At 70.9% G+C, this 22,265-nt stretch carries 21 protein-coding genes and 1 riboswitch; of the genes, 16 read left to right on the forward strand and 5 right to left on the reverse strand.

Annotated elements, in window-relative coordinates:
- The first annotated feature begins 174 nt into the window (after positions 1-174).
- The 10 genes from IH80_RS0112060 (at position 175) to IH80_RS0112105 (ending at position 10,253) form a co-directional block, all read left to right on the forward strand.
- On the forward strand, positions 175-765 hold the full coding sequence (locus IH80_RS0112060) for a CDP-alcohol phosphatidyltransferase family protein (RefSeq protein WP_030959969.1): 591 nt from the start codon (positions 175-177) through the stop codon (positions 763-765).
- Positions 766-865: 100 nt separating this feature from the next.
- The gene (locus tag IH80_RS0112065) at positions 866-3,361 is read left to right on the forward strand and encodes a mannose-1-phosphate guanyltransferase (RefSeq protein ID WP_030959971.1); all 2,496 of its coding nucleotides are present in this window, start codon (positions 866-868) and stop codon (positions 3,359-3,361) included.
- A 110-nt stretch (positions 3,362-3,471) separates the two neighbouring features.
- Entirely contained in the window at positions 3,472-4,380 is a 909-nt protein-coding gene (locus IH80_RS0112070; RefSeq protein ID WP_078906469.1) for a DUF881 domain-containing protein, read from the forward strand.
- Positions 4,377-4,709 (forward strand): small basic family protein, encoded by a 333-nt coding sequence (locus tag IH80_RS0112075; RefSeq protein ID WP_007262894.1) that lies wholly within the window; start codon positions 4,377-4,379, stop codon positions 4,707-4,709. Before IH80_RS0112070 ends, IH80_RS0112075 begins: the two co-directional genes overlap by 4 nt.
- Entirely contained in the window at positions 4,709-5,563 is an 855-nt protein-coding gene (locus IH80_RS0112080; RefSeq protein ID WP_420708778.1) for a DUF881 domain-containing protein, read from the forward strand. Before IH80_RS0112075 ends, IH80_RS0112080 begins: the two co-directional genes overlap by 1 nt.
- Positions 5,564-5,645: 82 nt before the next feature.
- A complete protein-coding gene (locus IH80_RS42175; protein WP_199819249.1) occupies positions 5,646-6,578 on the forward strand; it encodes an FHA domain-containing protein in 933 nt (310 codons plus the stop codon).
- 43 nt (positions 6,579-6,621) lie between these two features.
- Positions 6,622-7,392, forward strand: a complete 771-nt coding sequence (locus IH80_RS0112090; protein WP_030959980.1) for a MerR family transcriptional regulator — start codon at positions 6,622-6,624, stop codon at positions 7,390-7,392.
- 63 nt (positions 7,393-7,455) lie between these two features.
- Positions 7,456-7,929, forward strand: a complete 474-nt coding sequence (locus IH80_RS0112095) for a bifunctional nuclease family protein (protein WP_007262890.1) — start codon at positions 7,456-7,458, stop codon at positions 7,927-7,929.
- A gap of 181 nt (positions 7,930-8,110) precedes the next feature.
- On the forward strand, positions 8,111-8,749 hold the full coding sequence (locus IH80_RS0112100) for a MerR family transcriptional regulator (RefSeq protein WP_030959981.1): 639 nt from the start codon (positions 8,111-8,113) through the stop codon (positions 8,747-8,749).
- Positions 8,750-8,801: 52 nt separating this feature from the next.
- Entirely contained in the window at positions 8,802-10,253 is a 1,452-nt protein-coding gene (locus IH80_RS0112105; protein WP_078906471.1) for a DNA polymerase IV, read from the forward strand.
- Positions 10,254-10,271: 18 nt separating this feature from the next.
- On the opposite strand, the gene IH80_RS0112110 is transcribed toward IH80_RS0112105, so the two are convergent.
- Positions 10,272-10,637: a PRC-barrel domain-containing protein gene (locus IH80_RS0112110; protein ID WP_030959985.1), complete on the reverse strand. Its 366-nt coding sequence runs from the start codon at positions 10,635-10,637 to the stop codon at positions 10,272-10,274.
- Positions 10,638-10,749: 112 nt separating this feature from the next.
- A riboswitch (glycine riboswitch) is annotated at positions 10,750-10,848 on the forward strand.
- A 193-nt stretch (positions 10,849-11,041) separates the two neighbouring features.
- Here IH80_RS0112110 and gcvP point away from each other — a divergent pair.
- The gene (gene gcvP, locus IH80_RS0112115; protein WP_030959987.1) at positions 11,042-13,927 is read left to right on the forward strand and encodes an aminomethyl-transferring glycine dehydrogenase; all 2,886 of its coding nucleotides are present in this window, start codon (positions 11,042-11,044) and stop codon (positions 13,925-13,927) included.
- Positions 13,928-14,024: 97 nt separating this feature from the next.
- On the opposite strand, the gene IH80_RS0112120 is transcribed toward gcvP, so the two are convergent.
- Together IH80_RS0112120 and IH80_RS0112125 are read right to left on the reverse strand one after the other, a co-directional pair.
- The gene (locus IH80_RS0112120) at positions 14,025-14,213 is read right to left on the reverse strand and encodes a DUF5999 family protein (protein ID WP_030009772.1); all 189 of its coding nucleotides are present in this window, start codon (positions 14,211-14,213) and stop codon (positions 14,025-14,027) included.
- Positions 14,214-14,474: 261 nt separating this feature from the next.
- Positions 14,475-15,095 carry a hypothetical protein gene (locus IH80_RS0112125; RefSeq protein WP_030959989.1) on the reverse strand — a complete coding sequence of 207 codons (621 nt, stop codon included), beginning with the start codon at positions 15,093-15,095 and terminating at the stop codon, positions 14,475-14,477.
- Between the two features lie 496 nt (positions 15,096-15,591).
- Between IH80_RS0112125 and IH80_RS0112130 the strand changes: the two genes are divergently transcribed.
- From IH80_RS0112130 to IH80_RS0112140, 3 genes are all read left to right on the forward strand, one after another.
- On the forward strand, positions 15,592-17,124 hold the full coding sequence (locus tag IH80_RS0112130) for a glutamate-cysteine ligase family protein (protein WP_030959990.1): 1,533 nt from the start codon (positions 15,592-15,594) through the stop codon (positions 17,122-17,124).
- Positions 17,125-17,260: 136 nt separating this feature from the next.
- The gene (locus tag IH80_RS0112135; protein WP_078906482.1) at positions 17,261-18,061 is read left to right on the forward strand and encodes a CPBP family intramembrane glutamic endopeptidase; all 801 of its coding nucleotides are present in this window, start codon (positions 17,261-17,263) and stop codon (positions 18,059-18,061) included.
- 84 nt (positions 18,062-18,145) lie between these two features.
- Complete coding sequence (locus IH80_RS0112140; RefSeq protein WP_158943415.1) at positions 18,146-18,862, forward strand: hypothetical protein; 717 nt, start codon at positions 18,146-18,148, stop codon at positions 18,860-18,862.
- 43 nt (positions 18,863-18,905) lie between these two features.
- On the opposite strand, the gene IH80_RS0112145 is transcribed toward IH80_RS0112140, so the two are convergent.
- A complete protein-coding gene (locus tag IH80_RS0112145) occupies positions 18,906-19,727 on the reverse strand; it encodes a PhzF family phenazine biosynthesis protein (RefSeq protein WP_030959994.1) in 822 nt (273 codons plus the stop codon).
- A gap of 180 nt (positions 19,728-19,907) precedes the next feature.
- Between IH80_RS0112145 and IH80_RS42180 the strand changes: the two genes are divergently transcribed.
- Entirely contained in the window at positions 19,908-20,534 is a 627-nt protein-coding gene (locus tag IH80_RS42180; RefSeq protein ID WP_078906473.1) for a PadR family transcriptional regulator, read from the forward strand.
- Between the two features lie 116 nt (positions 20,535-20,650).
- Here the strand turns inward: IH80_RS42180 and IH80_RS0112155 are convergent, their stop codons facing one another.
- On the reverse strand, positions 20,651-21,079 hold the full coding sequence (locus IH80_RS0112155; protein WP_030959997.1) for an SRPBCC family protein: 429 nt from the start codon (positions 21,077-21,079) through the stop codon (positions 20,651-20,653).
- A 171-nt stretch (positions 21,080-21,250) separates the two neighbouring features.
- Between IH80_RS0112155 and IH80_RS0112160 the strand changes: the two genes are divergently transcribed.
- Positions 21,251-22,213, forward strand: coding sequence for an EamA family transporter (locus IH80_RS0112160; RefSeq protein WP_037879699.1), 963 nt, complete (start codon positions 21,251-21,253; stop codon positions 22,211-22,213).
- Positions 22,214-22,265 lie beyond the last annotated feature (52 nt).

A 22,265-nucleotide genomic window follows, 5' to 3' on the forward strand; every position in this document is an offset into this window, starting at 1 on the left:
GATGGTACTGCAGGGGGGACCCTGTGGGAGAGTAGGACGCCGCCGAACAATCATTGTGGGAAAGCCCCGCACCTTCTGGTGCGGGGCTTTCCTGCGTTCCGGACCCCTGTGTGGTCTCCTGTAGGGTCAGGGGGCATCGAACGACCATTTCTACCGTCACAGTGGAGGCCCCGGGTGGAGGTCCAGGAGACTCGGGTTCAGACTGACCGAATTTTCACCATTCCGAACATCCTGAGCATGGCTCGCCTCGCCGGCGTGCCCCTGTTCCTGTGGCTGATCCTCGCGGAGTACGACGGGTGGGCCCTGGCCGTCCTCATGCTCAGCGGGGTCAGCGACTACCTCGACGGGAAGCTCGCCCGGCGCTGGAATCAGATCAGCAAGCTCGGTCGGCTGCTGGATCCCGCCGCGGACCGTCTCTACATCCTGTCGACACTGTTCGGTCTGACCTATCGCGAGATCCTTCCGTTGTGGCTCACCGGAGCTCTCCTGGCACGAGAGCTGATGCTGCTGGTCATGGTGTGGATCCTGCGCCGCCACGGATATCCGCCGCCGCAGGTCAACTTCCTCGGCAAGGCCGCGACCTTCAACCTGATGTACGCCTTCCCGTTGCTCCTGCTCAGTGACGGAAGCGGCTGGTTGGCCTGGTTGGCGTCAGTTTTCGGATGGGCGTTCGCGGGATGGGGTACAACCCTCTATTGGTGGGCAGGAATCCTTTACGTGGTTCAAGTCCGCCGCCTGGTGAAGGCTGAAGCCACGGCCGATTGAGCCCGCCCGACGCCGGATGACGCGGAGGAGTCGCGAAGTCACCGAACGAGGCGGGTGAGAGTCGGTACGACTGTCATCTCTCAAGGAGGACTCTTCCGACATGAAGGCCGTCGTGATGGCCGGCGGCGAAGGCACACGCCTTCGCCCCATGACCTCGAGTATGCCCAAGCCGCTCCTGCCGGTGGCGAACCGCCCGATCATGGAGCACGTGCTCAGGCTGCTCAAGCGGCACGGTCTCAACGAGACCGTGGTAACCGTCCAGTTCCTGGCCTCGCTCGTCAAGAACTACTTCGGGGACGGCGAAGAGCTCGGGATGGAGCTCACCTATGCCAACGAGGAAAAGCCACTCGGGACCGCCGGCAGCGTGAAGAATGCCGAGGAGGCCTTGAAGGATGACGCCTTCGTTGTCATTTCCGGTGATGCGCTGACCGACTTCGACCTCACCGACCTGATCCGCTTCCACAAGGAGAAGGGCGCACTCGTCACGGTGTGCCTGACCCGGGTGCCGAACCCACTGGAATTCGGCATCACCATCGTGGACGAGGAAGGCAAGGTGGAGCGCTTCCTCGAGAAGCCCACCTGGGGCCAGGTTTTCTCGGACACCGTGAACACCGGCATCTACGTCATGGAGCCCGAGGTCTTCGACTACGTCGACGCCGACGTCTCGGTCGACTGGTCCAGCGACGTCTTCCCCCAGTTGATGAAGGAAGGCCGGCCGATCTACGGCTACGTGGCCGAGGGCTACTGGGAGGACGTGGGCACCCACGAGAGCTACGTCAAGGCGCAGGCCGACGTGCTCGAGGGCAAGGTCGAGGTCGAGATGGACGGCTTCGAGATCTCCCCGGGGGTCTGGGTCGCCGAAGGCGCCGAGGTCAGCCCGGACGCCGTGCTGCGCGGGCCGCTCTACATCGGTGACTACGCCAAGATCGAAGCCGGCGTGGAGATCCGCGAGCACACCGTCATCGGGTCGAACGTCGTCGTCAAGAGCGGCGCCTTCCTGCACCGGGCCGTCGTTCACGACAACGTGTACATCGGCCCCCACAGCAACCTCCGCGGCTGCGTCATCGGCAAGAACACCGACATCATGCGCGCCGCCCGCATCGAGGACGGGGCCGTCATCGGCGACGAGTGCCTCGTCGGTGAGGAATCGATCGTTCAGGGCAACGTACGCGTTTACCCCTTCAAGACGATCGAGGCCGGTGCCTTCGTCAACACCTCCGTCATCTGGGAGTCCCGCGGACAGGCCCACCTCTTCGGTGCGCGCGGAGTCTCCGGGATCCTGAACGTCGAGATCACCCCGGAACTGGTGGTCCGGCTCGCCGGCGCGTACGCCACGACCCTGAAGAAGGGCGCGATCGTCACCACGGCCCGTGACCACTCCCGTGGCGCCCGAGCGCTCAAGCGGGCCGTGATCTCCGCACTGCAGGCCAGCGCGATCAACGTACGGGACCTGGAGAACGTACCGCTGCCCGTGGCGCGGCAGCAGACCGCGAGAGGCAGCGCCGGCGGGATCGTCCTGCGGACCTCGCCCGGAGTGCCGGACTCCGTCGACATCATGTTCCTCGACGAACGGGGCGCGGACCTCTCGCTGCAGCAGCAGCGCAAGCTGGACCGCGTGTACGCGCGCCAGGAGTACCGGCGGGCCTTCCCCGGCGAGATCGGCGACCTGCAGTTCCCCGGCAGCGTCTTCGACGCCTACACCGGCTCGCTGCTGCGGCGCGTGGACACCACGGGGATCGCCGACGCGGGGCTCAAGGTGGTCGTCGACGCCACCAACGGCAGCGCCGGACTGGTCATGCCGAGCCTCCTGGGCCGGCTCGGCGTGGACGCCCTGACGATCAACCCGGGGCTCGACGAGTCCAGGCCGACGGAGACCGCCGAGTCCCGGCGGGCCGGCCTGGTCCGGCTGGGCGAGATCGTGGCCTCGGCGCGGGCGGCCTTCGGCGTCCGGTTCGACCCGGTGGGCGAGCGCATCTCGCTGGTGGACGAGCGCGGGCGGATCATCGAGGACGACCGGGCGCTGCTCGTCATGCTCGACCTGGTGGCCGCGGAGAAGCGCAGCGGCAAGGTGGCGCTGCCGGTCACCACGACGCGCGTCGCCGAGCAGGTGGCGGCCTACCACGGCACCCAGGTGGAGTGGACGACGACCTCGCCCGACGACCTGACCCGGGTCGGGCGGGCCGAGAACACGATCTTCGGCGGAGACGGCCGGGGCGGCTTCATCGTTCCGGAGTTCAGCAGCGTCTTCGACGGGTCGGCGGCGTTCGTGCAGCTGCTGGGCCTGGTGGCGCGTACCCAGCTCACCCTGAGCCAGATCGACGCGCGGATCCCGCGGGCGCACGTGCTCAAGCGCGACGTACCGACGCCGTGGGCGGTGAAGGGGCTCGTCATGCGGCGGGTCGTGGAGGCGGCCGGAGACCGCCAGGTGGACACCACGGACGGGGTGCGGGTGGTGGAGGCCGACGGACGGTGGGCGCTGGTCCTCCCGGACCCGGCGGAGGCCGTGACGCACCTGTGGGCCGAAGGCCCCGACGACGCCTCCGCTCAGGCACTGCTCGAGGAGTGGGCGGGCGTGGTGGACGGCGCCGGGCACTGAGTGCCGGGCGGTCGATGACGTAGGGCGGAAGTCCGGTGGGCCGGGGCGGGGTGTGCGGCCCCGGCCCACCGGATGGACGCATTGGGTGTGGGCGGCGCCGACATGCGACGATGTGCGGCATGTCGCAGCCGCCCCACAACCGGACTCCGGCGTCTTCCGTGCCAGCGCGCCCCGACGCCTCCATGTCGCTGCTGACGCACGTGATGGACCACAGCCTCGACGAGGGCTACGCGGAGGCGACCGCCCGGCGCGAGGCGGACGGTACGGCCGGCATGCCCCGCACGCTCAAGGCGAAACTGGGGCTCGCCGCCGGACTCGTGGTCGCCGCGATGGTCGTCACGCTCGGCGCCGCCGAGGCACGCGTGGACGCGCCGGTGCTGGCCAAGGAGCGCCAGGAACTGATCGACCGGGTGCAGCGCGCCGATGAGCGCGCGGACGCCCTGGAGCAGAACATCGACCGGCTGAGGACCGATGTCGCCGCACGTCAGCGCGCGGCGCTCAAGCAGCCCGGCAACAGCCAGGGCGAGCTCGTCTCCCAGCTGGCCGGCGCCACCGAGGTCCGCGGCCCGGGGATCAAGCTGGTGGTGGACGACGCGAAGGGCTCCTCCACCGGCGACGGCGGTAAGCCGCGCGAGAGCAGCGGGTTCTCGGACACGGGCCGGCTCCGCGACCGCGACATGCAGAAGATCGTCAACGGATTGTGGCAGTCCGGCGCCGAGGCGATCTCGATCAACGGACAGCGGCTGACGGAACTCTCGGCGATCAGGGCCGCGGGTGACGCGATACTGGTCGACAACCGGCCGCTGGTGCCGCCGTACGAGGTGCTGGCGGTGGGGGACAAGAAGCGGCTCGGCCCGGCCTTCCAGAACTCGGCGGACGGCCAGTACCTGCACGTGCTGCAGGAGAGCTACGGGATCCGCTCCACCCTGTCCGCGGCCGACGAACTCCGGCTGCCGGCCGCCTCCAGCCTGATCGTACGTACAGCCACAGCAGCAGAGCAGCAGAAGGGTGCATCGTGATCGCGGTACTGGGCCTCTTGGCCGGAGTGGTGGTCGGACTTCTGGTCCGGCCCGAGGTACCGGCCGTGGTGGAGCCTTATCTGCCCATCGCCGTGGTGGCGGCGCTGGACGCGGTGTTCGGCGGTCTGCGCGCCATGCTGGACGGCATCTTCGTCGACAAGGTCTTCGTGGTGTCGTTCCTGTCGAACGTCGTCGTGGCCGCGCTGATCGTCTTCCTCGGCGACAAGCTGGGCGTCGGCTCGCAGCTGTCCACCGGCGTGGTGGTCGTCCTCGGCATCCGCATCTTCTCCAACGCCGCGGCCATCCGCCGGCACGTTTTCCGGGCGTGATGGCGATGAGCGGCGCGAACGACACCCCGGCGGAGGAACCGAACGTCCCGGAACGGCCTCTTGAAGAGGGAAAGACAGCGGGAAAGACAGCGGGAAAGACGGAGGGGAACGCGCAGGCGGAGCCGGTCACCGAGGAGACCGGCCGGCAGCGGCTCGCCGCCGGTCTGTGGCCGCCGAGGGCCAGCCGGGCCCAACTGATCGTGGCGCTGCTGCTGTTCGTCCTGGGCCTGGGCCTGGCGATCCAGGTGCGCTCGAACAGCGACTCCAGCGCCCTGCGCGGGGCACGGCAGGAGGACCTCGTACGGATCCTCGACGAGCTCGACGGGCGGACCAAACGGCTGGAGGACGAGAAGCAGCGGCTGGAGGACCAGCGCCGGGAGCTGGAGAGCAGCTCCAACCAGGCCGAGGAGGCCCGCAAGCAGACCGTGGAGAAGGAACGTCAACTGGGCATCCTGGCCGGTACGGTGGCAGCACAGGGACCGGGCATCACGCTCAAGATCACTGATCCCACCGGCCAGGTGCAGTCCGATCAGCTGCTGGACACCCTCCAGGAGCTGCGGGCCGCCGGGGCCGAGGCGATCCAGATCAACGGGGTGCGCATCGTGGCAGGCTCGTACTTCTCGGACGAGAACGGTGGGGTCGGGATCGACGGCAAGAAGATCACACAACCCTACGAGTTCAAGGTGATCGGCAAGCCGCAGGATCTGGAGCCCGCGCTGAACATCCCGGGCGGTGTCGTCCAGACGCTGGAGAAGGAGCAGGCCACGGTGGCCGTCACACGGTCGGCGAAGATCATTGTGGATGCCTTGCGGGTTGCGAAGCAGCCTGACTACGCTCGGTCGTCATCGGGATGAAGCGGAGTGGAGGGTGGAGCGGCGCACGCGGGCTGATGCCTGCGGGGGGTCGCCGCACCGAAGTTGCGGTGCGTGGTGGAAACTGTCTGGTGGTTACGGACGTTGTGAGAATGTCCGGGTCGGCAGGTGTCTGCATTCGGAGTTCGTCCTGCCCCACGGGCGGGTCTGTTTCAGTCAAGGGGAATCGCCCGTGAAGTTGTTTGAGAAGTTGTTCGGCAAGAAGAACCGCGAGGAGAGCGGTGCGGCGCGGCACCGTGCCGGCGGCGCGGAAGGGCAGGGTGACCGCCCGCTGTTCCGTGACGAGGTCCCCGGCGCGGGTGAGCCGGGTGCGCACGGCGCGTCTGTTGACCCTGCCGGTACCGGCCGCATAGGTTTCGGTGAACCATCAACCTCAAGTGCGGGTGGAGGGTTTGCCCCCGACCCGTATGCCACCAATGCCTCCGCGGGGCAGCCGCGGCGCGAGGAGCCGTCCATGTCGGCCGAGCAGGTTTGCAGCAGGTGCGGACACCGTAGCGATGCGGCCAGCCGGTTCTGCTCCAACTGCGGAGCGCCGCTGCGGGCGGGTCTGACGCCGGAGCGTGCCTCGGAGACCACGTCCACCATCTCGATCTCGGGCCTGGAGGCCTACGAGGCCGAGGTGACGGGCCAGACGCACGTGTCGTCCTCGCTGTCCCCCGAGGCCCAGGCCGCGGTGGAGGCACTGCCGCCCGGTTCCGCCCTGCTCATCGTGCGGCGCGGACCCAACTCCGGCAGCCGCTTCCTGCTGGACGGCGAACTGACCACGGCCGGCCGGCACCCGCAGAGCGACATCTTCCTGGACGACGTCACCGTCTCCCGGCGCCATGTCGAGTTCCGCAGGAGCCAGGACGGCGGCTTCACCGTTGCCGATGTCGGCAGCCTCAACGGCACGTACGTCAACCGTGAACCGATCGACTCCGTCCCCCTGCACAACGGCGACGAGGTGCAGATCGGCAAGTACCGGATGGTCTTCTACGCGAGCCTGCGGGGCGTCTGACCCTCCCCCGGACCCGGTCCGGGGGTACCCGAGGGAAGGTCCCATGCTGCGCAATCCGACGGGCGGCGCCGGAAACGGCACCGCCGGCTCGGCCGGGCGGCTGGTGAGCATCGGCACGGTGCTCACCACGCTGCGTGACGAGTTCCCCGAAGTCACGATCTCGAAGATCCGTTTCCTGGAGGCGGAGGGGCTGGTCGAGCCCCGGCGCACACCTTCCGGATACCGCAAGTTCAGCACGGAGGACGTGGAGCGCCTCGCCCGCATCCTGCGCCTGCAGCGTGATCACTACCTGCCGCTGAAGGTCATCCGCGAGCAGCTCGACGCGATCGCACGCGGGGAGCAGATCCGCATCCCGGCGCCCACGGCGCGCGGCGATTCGGCAGATCCGTCCGATCCGGCCGGCCCCGCCGCCGTCTACGGCGATACGGCGCCGGAACGGCCCCCCACGGCCCGGGTGGGGCGCGCCGAGCTCCTCGCGGCCGTCGGCGTGGACGAGGAACAGCTGGTCGAGTGGGAGTCGTACGGGCTCCTCGCCGAGGCGCCGGGCGGCGGCTTCGACGCCGACGCGGTCACGGTGGCCCGGCTCGTGGCGGACCTGGGGCGGTTCGGTCTGGAGCCGCGGCACCTGCGCGCCATGAAGGCCGCCGCCGACCGGGAGGCGGGCCTGGTGGAGCAGGTCGTGGCACCGCTGCGCAGGCACCGCAACCCGCAGACCAGGGCACACGCCGAAGCCACCATGAAGGAACTCGCCGGACTCTCCGTCCGGCTGCACGAGGCCTTGGTGCAGACGGCTCTCGGCGTCCGGTTGCGCTGACCGCGCCGGGCGAGGTGGAGCCCCGACTACCCAAACCTGCCGGGCAGGTCCTAGGGTTGCTGTGTGAACGAGCTCGACGTTGTGGGTGTCCGGGTGGAAATGCCCTCCAACCAACCGATCGTGCTCCTGCGTGAAGTGGGAGGCGACCGGTACCTCCCCATCTGGATCGGTCCGGGGGAGGCGACGGCCATTGCCTTCGCCCAGCAGGGGATGGCCCCTGCCCGGCCGCTGACGCACGACCTGTTCAAGGACGTGCTGGAGGCGGTCGGTGAGGAGCTCACCGAGGTCCGGATCACGGATCTGCGGGAGGGCGTCTTCTACGCGGAGCTCGTCTTCGCCAGCGGGGTCGAGGTGAGTGCGCGGCCTTCCGACGCCATAGCCCTCGCCCTGCGGACGGGGACGCCGATCTACGGCAGTGACGGGGTCCTGGACGACGCCGGAATCGCCATCCCGGACGAGCAGGAGGACGAGGTGGAGAAGTTCCGCGAGTTCCTCGACCAGATCTCACCCGAGGACTTCGGCACCGGCCCGCAGTGAGGCGCCGACCCCGTCGTCCACGGGGGCGCTCCGGCCCATTCGAGTAGCCGTTCCCCGCGAAGGGACACGGGAAACCACTCTCAGGGTGATTATCACTCGGCGTGCCGAGTGTGGCGATCGTTGACGCACCCCGGGTGACTGCCTACCTTCGAGGTGGGCAGGTCAAGGACGGAGGGTCGGCGTGAGGATCACGGGCGACGGTACGACCGGGGGCACCCCCGTACGGAGTGACGCTGGGCCGTACCCGCTGCACGGTGCTGCGGTCGGATCCGCGCGCCGTCAGCCGGAGTCGACGCCGGTCGGGCCGGTGGGTGACGGCCCGGCGCCCGAGCAGATCGGCTACCGCGGACCGACGGCCTGCGCCGCGGCCGGCATCACCTACCGACAGCTCGACTACTGGGCGCGCACCGGGCTGGTGGAGCCCAGCGTGCGGGCCGCGCACGGGTCGGGGACCCAGCGCCTCTACAGCTTCCGCGACGTCGTCGTCCTCAAGATCGTCAAGCGGTTCCTGGACACCGGTGTGGCCCTGCAGAACATCCGCACGGCCGTGCAGCACCTGCACGACCGCGAGCTCTCGGACCTCGAGCGGATGACGCTGATGAGCGACGGCGCCACGGTGTACGAGTGCACCTCGACCGATCAGGTCGTCAGCCTGCTCCAGGGCGGGCAGGGCGTCTTCGGGATCGCCGTGGGGGTGGTCCGGCGCGACGTGCAGAGCGCGCTGTCGCAGCTGCACGGCGAGCGGGTGGACACCGGCGAGACCCTGGTCGGGCACAACCCGACGGACGAGCTGGCCGCCCGTCGCAACCGCGCAGGCTGAGCGGGCGGACCGGGCCACGGGATTGTCAGTGGCGTAGGGCAGCATCGGTGCTGTGAGAGCCGCTCCGACCATCCTGCATCTGGACATGGACGCCTTCTACGCCTCCGTGGAGCAGGCGTCCAAGCCGAGCCTGCGCGGCAAGGCCGTCATCGTCGGCGGACTCGGGCCGCGCGGGGTCGTCGCCACGGCCTCGTACGAGGCCAGGCGGTTCGGGGTGCACTCGGCGATGCCGACGGCGCAGGCCAGGCGGCTCTGCCCGAACGGGGCCTATCTGATCCCGCGTTTCACCCTCTACCGGCAGGTCAGCGACGTGGTGATGGCCATGCTGCGGGAGCTGTCACCGCTGGTGGAGCCGCTCAGCCTGGACGAGGCCTTCGTGGACCTGGAGGCGGGCGGGGTCGCCTTCGACTCGGACTCCGCGCGGGCGACGGGCGAGCGACTGCGGGCCGACATCAGGGCCGCCACGGGGCTCAGCGGGTCCGTGGGGCTGGCCGGGTCGAAGATGCTGGCCAAGGTGGCCTCCGAGGAGGCCAAGCCCGCCGGGCTGCTGCTGATCGAGCCGGGCACGGAGCGCGCGCTGCTCGCGCCGATGTCCGTACGGACCCTGCCCGGGGTGGGGCCTGCCACGGGGGAGCACCTGCGCCGCGCCGGGATCACCACGGTGGGGGAGCTGGTGGAGGCCGGGGAGGACGAGCTGGTCCGGATGATCGGGCGCGCCCACGGCGCGGGGCTGTACCGGATGGCGCTGGGGCTGGACGACCGGGCGGTGGTCGCGGAGCGGGACGCGAAGTCGGTGTCGGTCGAGGACACCTTCGACGTGGACCTGCACGACCGGGTGCGGATCCGGGGCGAGGTGCAGCGGCTCGCCGACCGGTGCGTGACGCGGCTGCGGGACTCCGGGCACTCGGGGCGGACGATCGTGCTCAAGGTGCGCCGGTACGACTTCTCCACGCTGACGCGGTCCGAGACGCTGCGCGGGCCCACGGACGATCCGGCAGTGGTGCGGGAGGCGGCCGCGCGGCTGCTGGAGGCGGTGGACACCACGGGCGGGGTGCGACTGCTGGGAGTGGGGGTGACGGGGCTCGCGGACTACACGCAGGAGGACCTCTTCGCCCAGTCCCTCGCCGCCGGGCCGGAGGCGGCGGACGCGGCGAGCGGTGCGGGAGGTGCCGGCGGTGCGGGAGGTGCCGGCGGTGAGGACCGTACGGGAGCTGCGGCGGGGAGAACCGGGCTGGAGGCGGCGGACGGGGCCTCCGCGGCTCCTGAGGCGCCGGAGCCTCCCGGGGAGCCCCAGGAGGCTCCGGAGCGCCGCTGGGCGGCCGGGAGCGACGTACGGCACGTCCTGTACGGGCCGGGATGGGTGCAGGGCAGTGGGGTCGGACGGGTGACCGTGCGGTTCGAGCAGCCCGGATCGGAGCCCGGCCGGGTGCGGACCTTCCGGGTGGACGACCCCGACCTGGAGCCGTCCGACCCGCTGCCGCTGGTCGGGGACACGACCGGATGAGGGGCGCCGGGCCGCGGCTCAGCCCTCGTCGCCCGCCAGGCGGCCGAAGTCGCGGTGGAAGTCGGACGGGAGGGTCGTGTCCAGGCCGTAGTGGTGGTAGAGCTGGAGTTCCTGCTCGGGAGAGAGGTGGCGGCCGACGCCGAAGTCGGGTGCGTCCTTGATGAGGGAGCGTTCGAAGGGCACCCGCAGGGTCTCGCCGACCACCTCGCTCGGCTCCAGCGGGACGAAGGCGTCCCGGCTGAACAGGCCGGTACGGACGGCGGCCCATTCCGGGACACCGGTGGCATCGTCGAGGTAGACCTCGTCGATGGTGCCGATCTTGGCACCGTTGCGGTCGAACGCCTTGCGGCCGATCAGGCTGCGCGGATCGATGTCGGTCTGCACGGTCCCTCCATATGGTCGCAACTTCTCCCCAATGACTACAGAAGTGCATTTCGGCAGCGGAGGCCACTCGGGGAGCCCCTTGAACCCCGCTGGTAGTCTGGGTGACGGCTGTCGACCCTGTGCGGGAGAGTCCTCCGAGTGAGCAAGACGGAGGCGCCGAAGGAGCAAATCCTCCCCGGAATCTCTCAGGCATACGTACCGCACGGACGAGGCCACTCTGGAAAGCAGGGCGGGTACCGGGCGCAGTGCCGGTCCCCCTCCTCACCGACGGTGAAAGCCGGATCCCGCGGGAGACCCCCGTGACTCCGGTGAAACTCTCAGGTGCAGATGACAGAGGGGGAGGCCGTCCGGGTGCCCGCGCCGTGGTGCCCCTCGCAGGTCATATGACCAGGAGGCCTCCGTACATGACCGCCAACCGCATTCCGCTCTCCCAGCTGGAGCGAGGCATCCCCTTCGAACAGCGCCACATCGGCCCGGATGCCGAGGCGCAGGCGAAGATGCTCGCCCATGTGGGCTACGGCTCCCTGGACGAACTGACCGCCGCCGCGGTACCGGATGTGATCAAGACCGCCGATGCCCTCGCCCTGCCCGAGGCGCGGACCGAGGCCGAGGTGCTCGCGGAGCTCCGCTCCCTCGCCGACCGCAACCAGGTCCTCTCCTCCATGATCGGTCTCGGCTACTACGGGACCTTCACCCCGCCGGTGATCCTCCGCAACGTCATGGAGAACCCGGCCTGGTACACGGCGTACACGCCCTACCAGCCGGAGATCTCGCAGGGCCGCCTCGAGGCCCTCCTGAACTTCCAGACCGTCGTCGCCGACCTCACCGGCCTGCCGACCTCCGGCGCCTCGCTGCTCGACGAGGGCACCGCTGCCGCCGAGGCCATGACCCTGGCCCGCCGCGTGGGCAAGGTCAAGGGCAACGTCTTCCTCGTCGACGCCGACGCCCTGCCGCAGACCGTCGCCGTCATCGAGACCCGCGCCGAGCCGATCGGCATCGAGGTCGTGGTCGCCGACCTCTCCGACGGCATCCCCGCCGAGATCGCCGAGCGCGGCGTCTACGGCGTCCTGCTCCAGTACCCCGGTGCCTCCGGCGCCGTCCGGGACATCAAGCCGGTCATCGACCAGGCGCACGAGCTCGGTGCCATCGTCACCGTCTCGGCCGACCTGCTCGCCCTGACCCTGCTGAAGTCCCCGGGCGCCCTCGGCGCGGACATCGCGGTCGGCACCACCCAGCGCTTCGGCGTCCCGATGGGCTTCGGCGGACCGCACGCCGGCTACATGGCCGTCCAGGACAAGCACGCCCGCTCGCTGCCCGGCCGCCTCGTCGGCGTCTCGGTGGACGCGGACGGCAACAAGGCGTACCGCCTGGCCCTGCAGACCCGTGAGCAGCACATCCGCCGCGAGAAGGCCACCAGCAACATCTGCACCGCGCAGGTGCTGCTCGCCGTCATGGCCGGCATGTACGCCGTCTACCACGGCCCGGACGGCCTGCGGACGATCGCCCGCCGGACCCACCGCTACGCCACGCTGCTCGCCGCAGGCCTGCAGGCCGGCGGGGTGGAGATCGTGCACGGCTCCTACTTCGACACGGTCACCGCCCGGGTTCCCGGCCGTGCGGCCGAGGTCGTCGCCGCCGCCCGCGAGGGCGGGGTCAACCTGCACCGGGTCGACGCGGACCTCGTCTCGATCAGCTGCGACGAGACCACCCTGCGCGCCGACATCGAGGCCGTCTGGGCCGCCTTCGGCGTCACCGCCGACATCGAGGCCCTCGACGGGTCCGCGGACGACACGCTGCCCGAGGGCCTGCTGCGCTCGGACGCCTACCTGACGCACCCGGTCTTCCACCAGCACCGCTCCGAGACCGCGATGCTGCGCTACCTGCGCAAGCTCTCGGACAAGGACTACGCGCTGGACCGCGGCATGATCCCGCTGGGCTCCTGCACCATGAAGCTCAACGCGACCACCGAGATGGAGCCGGTGACCTGGCCCGAGTTCGGCCAGCTGCACCCCTTCGCCCCGGTGGAGCAGGCCGAGGGCTACCTCACGCTCATCCACGAGCTGGAGGAACGTCTCTGCGAGGTCACCGGCTACGACAAGGTCTCCATCCAGCCGAACGCCGGCTCCCAGGGTGAGCTCGCCGGCCTGCTGGCCGTGCGCGCCTACCACCGCGCCAACGGCGACGAGCAGCGCACCATCTGCCTCATCCCGTCCTCCGCGCACGGCACCAACGCCGCCAGTGCCGTAATGGCCGGCATGAAGGTCGTCGTCGTCAAGACCGCCGACGACGGCGAGGTGGACGCGGACGACCTGCGCGCCAAGATCGAGCAGTACCGCGACGAGCTCGCCGTGCTGATGATCACCTACCCGTCCACCCACGGTGTGTTCGAGGAGCACGTCGCGGACATCTGCGCCCAGGTGCACGACGCCGGCGGCCAGGTCTACGTCGACGGCGCCAACCTGAACGCCCTGGTGGGTCTGGCCAAGCCGGGTCACTTCGGCGGCGACGTCTCGCACCTGAACCTGCACAAGACCTTCTGCATCCCGCACGGCGGCGGCGGCCCCGGCGTCGGCCCGGTCGGCGTCCGGGCGCACCTGGCCCCGTACCTGCCGAACCACCCGCTCCAGCCGACCGCCGGCCCGGAGACGGGCGTCGGCCCGATCTCGGCCGCTCCGTGGGGCTCGGCCGGCATCCTGCCGATCTCCTGGTCGTACGTGCGCCTCATGGGCGGCGAGGGCCTCAAGCGCGCCACCCAGGTGGCGGTGCTCGGCGCCAACTACATCGCCAAGCGCCTGGAGCCGCACTACCCGGTGCTCTACACCGGCCCGGGCAACCTGGTCGCGCACGAGTGCATCATCGACCTGCGCCCGCTGTCGAAGGCCACCGGCGTCAGCGTGGACGACATCGCCAAGCGTCTGATCGACTACGGCTTCCACGCGCCGACGATGTCCTTCCCGGTCGCCGGCACGCTGATGATCGAGCCGACGGAGTCCGAGGACCTCACCGAGATCGACCGGTTCTGCGACGCGATGATCGCCATCCGCGGCGAGATCGAGCGGGTCGCGGGCGGCGAGTGGCCGGCGGACGACAACCCGCTGGCCAACGCCCCGCACACGGCCGCCGCGCTGGGCGGCGAGTGGAACCACCCGTACACCCGGGACGAGGCGGTCTTCCCCGGCGGGGTCACGGCCGCCGAGAAGTACTGGCCGCCGGTGCGCCGCATCGACGGTGCGTTCGGTGACCGGAACCTGGTGTGCTCCTGCCCGCCGCTGGACGAGTACGACAACTGAGGCGCCGGCCCGTCTCTGACGGCCGTCGTACGACATGACGAAGGGGCCGGTCCGGAAGAATCCTCCGGGCCGGCCCCTTCGTCGTCCTAGTCGTCGTCTACGCCGCAGCGAGCGGGCGGTGCGGGGCGATGATCTGCCCGTCCGGGAGCAGCTCACCGGTGTCCTCGAAGAGCAGGACGCCGTTGCACAGCAGGCTCCAGCCCTGTTCCGGGTGGTTGGCCACGGGGCGCGCGGCCTCCCGGTCGGCGGATTCGGCAGACGGGCAGGCTGGCTGGTGCTGGCACATGGATGCGTTCTTTCGCTGCGGTGTGGTCTGTGTGCTACGGCTCGATACCTGGTTCATGGCCGTCCCCCTGGGTCGTCCCCGCAGCCGCGGGGCGCTTGTCATCAGTGTTCCCCCACGACAGCCGCTTCGCAGGGATTTCCCTGCAGCTGTCCTCATGGATTGATGACGCATCACTCGTGCGGGCGGTTCAGGCCAACTCCCCTGTCATTTCGGATGGTTCACAGGTGGCCCGGGGGGACTAGGCCGGATGGGTGAATCGGGTCAGGCGGCGGGCGCGGCCAGCGACGGCGGGACCGGCGCGGTCGCCGGCGTGAGCCGGTGGGTCAGCACGGGCAGCAGTTCGGAGACCGGATGCGGCCGGTACGCGGCGATGCCGGGCGGGGCCGGTGCCAGCGGCACCAGCAGGTCCTCGCCGGCGGGCAGCCCGGCGGCGGCGTCCGCGCCCACCGCTCCGTGCAGCCACAGGGTCAGCATGTAGAGCTCCGGTACGGAGAGCAGCCGGGGCTGGTAGCCGGTGGCGAGCAGTTCGGCCTGGCGCAGGGCGCGCTCGGTGGCGGCCACGTAGGGGCCCTCGAAGAAGTGGGAGAAGGTCCAGCCGTCGGGCGTCAGCCGGGTGTCCGCCGCCGCGACGTGGCGCTCCCCGCTGCGGATCAGGAACCGCCAGCCCACGAGCCGTGTTCGGGGCGGCCGGCCGGCGGACGCGAGGTCCGAGAGGTTCAGCCGGTCGAGGACGTGGACCGGGAGGGGGAGTTCGGCGGTCAGCGGCCCCTGGATCGCGCGCAGGGCCGGGGTATGCGCCTCATGGACGGCGGTGGGGGAACCGAGTGCCGCGAGGACGCTGCGCAGGGCGGGTGCGGGAGCCGGGGGGACATGCAGCGGCATGGTGGGTCGCCTCTCACTTGGGAGACCTGTGGAACGGGGGCAGGTGCGGGACGGCGCTGTCGCATTCTGGGGCCAGAGGGGGGCCGAGGGGCAATGGCCGCGCGCCAACTCTCTGCCTCGTTTGCGGAGTTTATACGACATGTGTTCACGCAGTGTTTCGGCTAGCTGTCCCGCCTATTGCCGACAAGGCGCTTACCGGTCCCGCTGACATGGCATTCATGCCGGATGAGCGCGAACGTGCCGCGCTGACCTCGGAGGTTACCGGAAGGGGGCTCGGCTGGAAAGAACCTGTTTTCAAGGGCGGGCAAATGCCAAGATGAATTTGCGTGAGGCGACTTGCCAGGCGAATGTGCCGAAGCGCCCTTCGGCCAACCCGGCGCGCGCTCCTCGCCACGCACGCCCCCTCCGCGTTATGGATCACGATGCCGGGGCATCATCGACCGTAACGCGCGCCTGGGTGCCCCGGGGCCAGGCCCACTCGAGGAGGGACGCTTCGATGGGGGAGAAGGTCGTGGCGGGAGGATTCGACCTGTCCGATCGGCAGCGGTATCGAAGGAAACTCCACGAGTGTCTGGAGGGACTGGAGCGACTTCTGGCGGAGAAGAGGTTCGATCGCCCGAAGAACATGATGGGGCTGGAGATCGAGCTGAATCTCGCGGGAACCGACGGGTTGCCGCGCATGGTGAATGCCGAGGTGCTGGAGCGGATTGCCAGCCCCGATTTCCAGACCGAACTGGGAATGTTCAACCTGGAGGTGAACGTTCTTCCGCACCGGCTCGGCGGGCGGGTATTCGACCGGCTCGCCGAAGAACTCCGCGCGGGGCTCGGCTACGCCCACCGGCAGGCCGCGGAGATCGACGCCGGGGTGGTGATGATCGGCATCCTGCCGACGATCTCCCGCGCGGACCTGGTCACCGCGAACCTCTCCGCGGTGGACCGTTACTCCCTGCTGAACGAGCAGATCCTGATGATGCGCGGCGAGGACTTCACGCTCGACATCGACGGTGTCGAGCGGCTGATCTGGACCTCCGGGTCGATCGTGCCCGAGGCCGCCTGCACCTCCGTACAGCTGCACCTCCAGGTGACGCCGGCCCGCTTCGCAGCCGTGTGGAACGCGGCGCAGGCGGTGACCGCCGCGCAGATAGCCGTCGGCGCCAACTCGCCCTTCCTGTTCGGGCGCGAGCTGTGGCGGGAGTCGCGGCCGCCGCTGTTCACGCAGGCCACCGACACCCGGCCGCCGGAGCTGCAGGCCCAGGGCGTGCGGCCGCGCACCTGGTTCGGCGAGCGGTGGGTGGACTCGGCGTACGAGCTCTTCGCCGAGAACGTCCGCTACTTCCCCTCCCTGCTGCCCATCTGCGACGAGGAGGAGCCGCTGCGGGTCCTGGCCGAAGGCGGGGTGCCGCGCCTGCAGGAACTGGTCCTGCACAACGGCACCGTCTACCGCTGGAACCGGCCCGTCTACGGCGTGGCGGACGGGGTGCCGCACCTGCGCGTGGAGAACAGGGTGCTGCCGGCCGGACCGACGGTCACCGACGTCGTCGCGAACGCCGCCTTCTACTACGGGCTCGTCCGCACCCTCGCGGACGAGCCGCGCCCGGTGTGGACCCGGCTGCCCTTCGCCGAGGCGGAGGCGAACTTCGACGCGGCCTGCCGGTACGGGATCGACGCACGGCTGCGGTGGCCCCGCCGCGGCCGGGCCGGCGGCCTGGTCAGCGTGCCGGCGGTACGTCTGGTCCTGGACGAACTGCTGCCGATGGCCGCGGCGGGCCTGGACGCCTGGGGCATCGAACCCGCGGACCGCGATCACTACCTCGGGATCATCGAGGAGCGCTGCCGGCGGCGGGTGAACGGTGCGACGTGGCAGGTGGACACCTACCACCGGGCGCTCGCGGCGGGCCTGGACCGGGACGAGGCGCTGGCCGCCACCACCCGGCGCTACAGCGAACTCATGCACAGGGGCGACCCCGTGCACACCTGGCCCGTGGGGCTCACGGAGGAGGTGAGGGCGGCGGTGCCCGCCCGGCGCTGAGCCCCCGCGCCGCCACCGTGGCCGCGCCCGGCGGCCCCCTGCCGGCTTCCCGCGAATCCACCCTCGGTGATCCACCCGCCCGGCCGACGAGGCAGTATGGGGTGGTCGCAACGGGATGGCAGGACGGGAGTCGGTCGTGCGGGCTGAGCCGGAGCCGGTGTTCGTGGAGCTGGGCGAGGAGGGGCGGCGGAACCTCCTGCGCACCGAGACCCTGCTCGTCCTGGCGCTGTCGCTGGGCGCGAGCGGGGTCTCGGCGCTGATCAGCTTCCTGGGCTCGCTCACCAAGCCGGGCGGCCTGAAGGACCAGGCCGCCACGCTCAACGGCTCCTACGCCCCCGGCCGGCCCTGGCTCGACCTGGCCTGGCAGCTGTTCGGGATCGCCGGCGCGCTCGTCCCCGTGCTGCTGGTGGCGCACCTGCTGACCCGTGAGGGCGCCCCCGGGCTGCGGGTGCTCGGCTTCGACCGGACCCGGCCGCTGTGGGACCTGGGCCGTGGCGCCCTCGTCGCGGCGGGGATCGGAAGCGCGGGGCTGGCCTTCTACCTGGGGGCGCGCGCCGCCGGCTTCAACCTCACGGTGGTGCCGGAGGCCCTGCCCGACGTGTGGTGGAAGTTCCCCGTGCTGATCCTCTCCGCGATCCAGAACGCGGTCGTGGAGGAGGTCATCGTGCTGGCCTACCTGCTGCGCCGGCTCGGCCGGCTCGGCTGGTCGCCGATGGCGGCGCTGGCGGCCAGTTCGCTGCTGCGCGGCTCCTACCACCTCTACCAGGGCATCGGCGGCTTCATCGGCAACGTGGTCATGGGCGTCGTCTTCGTGCTGGCCTACCGCCGCTGGGGACGGGTCGGGCCACTCGTCGCCGCGCACGCGCTGCTCGACATCGTGGCCTTCGGCGGGTACGCCCTGCTCGCGGGCGAGGTGGGCTGGCTGCCGACGCCGTGACGCGCGGCGCACCCGATCGGCCCCGCATGGCGTGGCCGCGGGCCGCGCCGGTGCGACGCTGGGGGGAGTGAGGAGGACCGCGCGGTGGCTGTCATGGACTCCCTGGTGTCGTTCGCCCCGTTCCTGGTGCCCGTGGTCAGCGGCCTGGTGGGCGGGGCCAGCCTCCTCATCCGGGACCACCGCGAGGCGCGCAGCGCGGACCACCACTACCGCCGGCGGCTGGAGAAGGCCCAGCTGGAGATCCAGTTCATCTCCGGCTGGATCCAGGCCAAACAGCTGGCCCCGACCGACGCCCCGGCCCCCGATCCGGAGCCGGGCCGGTGGCTCGACGACCTCTACGCGTCGGTGCGCCGCGCCAAGGCGGACACCGGCGGCCGTCACCGGACGGGGCCCGTCTCGTTGCGGCGCCTGCTGCTGCTGGGCGAGGTGAAGGGCGCGGCGAGGAGCGTGCGGGTCGCCTACTGGATCTCCCTGGTCCTGTTCAACCTGGCGCTCGCGTGGTGGGTGAACGCGCTCGTTTCCGGCGTACCCGGCTTCATGCACAACGAGGGCGTACCGGAGTCCGAGGAGGTCGCCTCGTACCTGCTGACGGCGTTCTGCCTCTTCGTGGTGTCGGCCGTCCTGTGGTGGTGGACGGTGCACCTGGGCGCTGCCGAACCGGGGCAGGTCTACCGCAAGCGCATCGACTCGGAGGCCTGGGTGGACAACGAGCGGGCGCGGCGGGTCGCGGCGCGCGCGAAGGCGGAGGCGAAGGAACGGTCGAAGGCGGCCCGCGGGCGGCGGGGCGGGCCGACGGGCTGACCCGCCCCGCCCCGCCGGTGCCGGGCCGTCCCCATCCGTCCGGTCAGGGGGCGGTGAGCAGCTCCCCGTCGAGGACGGTCACGGCGTGTCCGGTCAGCAGGGTGCGGTCGCCCGCCAGGGTCACCCGTACCAGTCCCTGCCGCGCCCCGCCCTGGAGGCCGGTCAGTTCGGTACGCCCCAGGCGCTGTGCCCAGAAAGGCGCGAGCGCGGTGTGGGCGCTGCCGGTGACCGGGTCCTCGTCGATCCCGAAGGCGGGGAAGAAGCCCCGGGAGACGAAGTCGTACCCGCGGGAGGGGTCCTCGGCGGCGGCGGTGACGATCACGCCCCGCCTGGCGAAGGCGCGCAGGGCGCCGTGGTCCGGCTCCAGCTCGCGGACCGTCTTCTCGTCGGCGAGCTCGACGACGAGGTCGCCGATGTGCGCGGCGGTGTCGTGGACGGAGAGGATCGGCGCGCCGCCGAGCGCGTGGTCCACGGAGGGCGGCGCCGGGACCGGGGTCAGGGAGGACGTCGGGAAGTCCATCGTGATCGTGCCGTCCTCGGCGGTCTCCGCGGTGAGGAGACCGCAGCGGGCGGAGAAGCGGATCAGCCCCTCGGCGAGTCCGCCGGCGGCCAGCACATGGGCCGTGGCGAGCGTGGCGTGGCCGCACATGTCGACCTCGGCGGCCGGGGTGAACCAGCGCAGCGCCCAGTCGGCGTCCCCGCCGGGCGGGAGGGGGTGGGCGAAGGCGGTCTCGGAGAGGTTCACCTCGGCCGCCACCTGCTGGAGCCAGGCGTCCGGGGGGAAGCCGCCCTCGAGGAGCAGGACCCCGGCGGGGTTGCCGTGGAAGGGGCGGTCGGTGAAGGCGTCGACGATTCGGATGCGCATGGACCGACGTTAGGGCGGTTCCTTGATCGTCGACAAAGGCCAATCGGGGGTGACTGGCCTCCTCCGAGGCTGTTCGATCCCCTCGCTTCCGATATATCGTTGACGTATCGCGAGCGCTCATCGATAGTGGTTGCATCGGAACCGATGACACGGACACGACGTGACGAAAGGAGCGCAGTCATGCGTTCACGTGGTCAGCACGGACAGCACGGACAGCACGGCCACGAGCACGGACGGGGCCACGGCCACTGCGGGCCGGACCGTCGGGAGGGATTCCAGGGATTCCGCGCGGCCTTCGGCCCGTTCGGACCGCCGTTCGGTGCGGGGCCGTTCGGCGGGCGCGGCGGCCGCGGGGGGCCGCGCGGCCGGGCCCGGCGCGGCGACGTACGCGCCTCCATCCTGGCGCTGCTCGCCGACCGGCCGATGCACGGCTACGAGATGATCCAGGAGATCGGCGAGCGCAGCGGCGGGGCCTGGAAGCCCAGCCCGGGCTCGGTCTACCCGACCCTGAACCTGCTGGAGGACGAAGGCCTCATCAGCAGCGAGAGCGAAGGCGGCAAGAAGCTCTTCACGCTCACCGAAGCCGGCCGCGCCGAGGCCGAGGCGGGGCCGGACGCCCCCTGGGCGGACGCCGGGCGGGGCTTCGACTTCGAGGCGGTGCACGAGGCCCGGCAGGCCGGAGCCGCCCTGATGGAGGCGTTCGGGCAGGTCGTCAGGACCGGCTCGCCGGAGCAGCGGGAGAAGGCGCTCGCGGTCCTGGGTGACGCCCGCAAGAAGCTCTACCTGATCCTGGCCGACGAGCACTGAGCCGCGACGGCCCGGGCGGCCCGGGTGGCCCGGACTTGCCCCCGCGGGCGGCGGCGCGCGCCGCGGCCTCTCGTCGCGGGGCGCGCCGCCTTCGTACGCGGTGGGTGCGGCCGGGGTCAGGCGACCAGGCCGGCGAGCTTGCGCAGCGACTCGTTCAGGGCGGCGGTGGCCGAGTCCTTCAGCTTGCCCGCCATCAGCGAGACGGCTGCCCCGGTGAACTCGCCGTCGATGCGGACGGTGGTGGCGCCGCCGTCCGGTGTCAGGGTGTACCGGGTGAGGACGGCCACGCCCATCGGGCCCTTGCCGGTGATGGCGAAGAGGCGTTCGTCCTCCAGCTCGGAGACGGTCCACAGGACCTCGGCCGGGAACCCCATCATCTTCATGTTCTCGGCGAAGGTCGATCCGACGGCCAGGGCCTGCGGACCGCCCTGCGGGAAGTTCGTGTGGGTCATGCTCCACTGCCCGTACGCGTCCCAGTCCGTCAGCTGGGACCAGAGCTTCGCGGCGGACGCCTCGATGCGTGATTCCGCGGTGACTTCGGCCATGCGACCACCCCTTCTCGTCGGGTACGTGCGGCGGAAGGTAGCCCCGGCGACCGGAACATTCAATACTGACGACCTGTCAGATCCGATGGGGACCGGCGGGCGTGATCTCAGGTCTGTCTCAACAGGTGTCACAGCAGTGACGCTCCTGACTCGCCCTGTCATGATGGCCGGATGCAAGCGTCAGGGAAAAACGCCGGACTGGGCCTCGCCCTCGTCTCGGCGTTCGCGTTCGGTGGTTCCGGAGTGGCTGCGAAGCCGCTGATCGAGGCGGGTCTGGACCCCCTCCACATGGTCTGGCTCAGGGTGGCCGGCGCAGCGCTCGTGCTGTCCCCGCTCGCCTGGCGCCACCGCGACCTCCTGGTGCGCAGGCCCGCCCTGCTCGCCGGCTTCGGTCTCGTCGCCGTCGCGGGCGTGCAGGCCTTCTACTTCGCCTCGCTGTCCCGGATCCCGGTCGGTGTGGCCCTCCTGCTGGAGTACCTGGGCCCGGCGCTGCTGCTCGGCTACATCCGGTTCGTGCAGCGCAAGCCGGTGACGCGCGGGGCCGCCGCCGGCGCGGCCGTGGCCGTCGTCGGCCTGGCCTGCGTCGTCGAGATCTGGGCCGGCCTGAGCCTGGACCTGCTCGGCGTGCTCTTCGGTCTCGCCGCGGCCTGCTGCCAGGCCTTCTACTTCGTCTTCGCCGACCAGGGGGCCGAAGGGGAGGACGCCCCCGACCCGCTCGGGGTGATCGCCTACGGGATGCTCATCGGCGCCCTGGTGATGACGGTCATCGCCCGGCCGTGGGAGATCGACTGGGCGGTGCTGGGCGGCGACGCGTCCGTGGGCGGCACCCTGGTGCCCGCGCCGGCGCTGCTCGGCTGGGTCGTGCTCGTCGCGACCGTCTTCGCCTACGTGACCGGTGTGGTCTCGGTGCGCAGGCTCTCGCCCCAGGTCGCGGGTGTGGTGGCCTTCCTGGAGGCCGTCGTGGCCACCGTGCTGGCCTGGATCCTGCTCGGCGAGCACCTCTCGACCTGGCAGACCGTCGGCGGTGCCCTGGTGCTGGGCGGCGCCTTCATCGCGCAGTCCTCCCGGCCGGCCCCGCAGGCCGCGGCCGAACCGCTGCCGGCGGACCGCGAGCCCACGAAAGCCGCCCTGTAACCAGGAAAGCCCCCTGTAAGGTGACCGACATGTATGCGACCGTGCTTTCGCC

It is taken from the genome of Streptomyces sp. NRRL S-378, from assembly GCF_000720645.1.
Lineage (GTDB): Bacteria > Actinomycetota > Actinomycetes > Streptomycetales > Streptomycetaceae > Streptomyces.

Excerpts from the sequence above, each read along its gene's own strand:
- IH80_RS0112130 (WP_030959990.1), top strand. The coding sequence starts at position 15,592 with ATGGGGGAGAAGGTCGTGGCGGGAGGATTCGACCTGTCCGATCGGCAG.
- IH80_RS42180 (WP_078906473.1), top strand. The coding sequence starts at position 19,908 with ATGCGTTCACGTGGTCAGCACGGACAGCACGGACAGCACGGCCACGAG.
- IH80_RS0112160 (WP_037879699.1), top strand. The coding sequence starts at position 21,251 with ATGCAAGCGTCAGGGAAAAACGCCGGACTGGGCCTCGCCCTCGTCTCG.
- IH80_RS0112080 (WP_420708778.1), top strand. The coding sequence starts at position 4,709 with ATGGCGATGAGCGGCGCGAACGACACCCCGGCGGAGGAACCGAACGTC.
- IH80_RS0112155 (WP_030959997.1), bottom strand. The coding sequence starts at position 21,079 with ATGGCCGAAGTCACCGCGGAATCACGCATCGAGGCGTCCGCCGCGAAG.
- gcvP (WP_030959987.1), top strand. The coding sequence starts at position 11,042 with ATGACCGCCAACCGCATTCCGCTCTCCCAGCTGGAGCGAGGCATCCCC.
- IH80_RS0112065 (WP_030959971.1), top strand. The coding sequence starts at position 866 with ATGAAGGCCGTCGTGATGGCCGGCGGCGAAGGCACACGCCTTCGCCCC.
- IH80_RS0112090 (WP_030959980.1), top strand. The coding sequence starts at position 6,622 with ATGCTGCGCAATCCGACGGGCGGCGCCGGAAACGGCACCGCCGGCTCG.
- IH80_RS0112070 (WP_078906469.1), top strand. The coding sequence starts at position 3,472 with ATGTGCGGCATGTCGCAGCCGCCCCACAACCGGACTCCGGCGTCTTCC.
- IH80_RS0112145 (WP_030959994.1), bottom strand. The coding sequence starts at position 19,727 with ATGCGCATCCGAATCGTCGACGCCTTCACCGACCGCCCCTTCCACGGC.
- IH80_RS0112120 (WP_030009772.1), bottom strand. The coding sequence starts at position 14,213 with ATGTGCCAGCACCAGCCAGCCTGCCCGTCTGCCGAATCCGCCGACCGG.
- IH80_RS0112125 (WP_030959989.1), bottom strand. The coding sequence starts at position 15,095 with ATGCCGCTGCATGTCCCCCCGGCTCCCGCACCCGCCCTGCGCAGCGTC.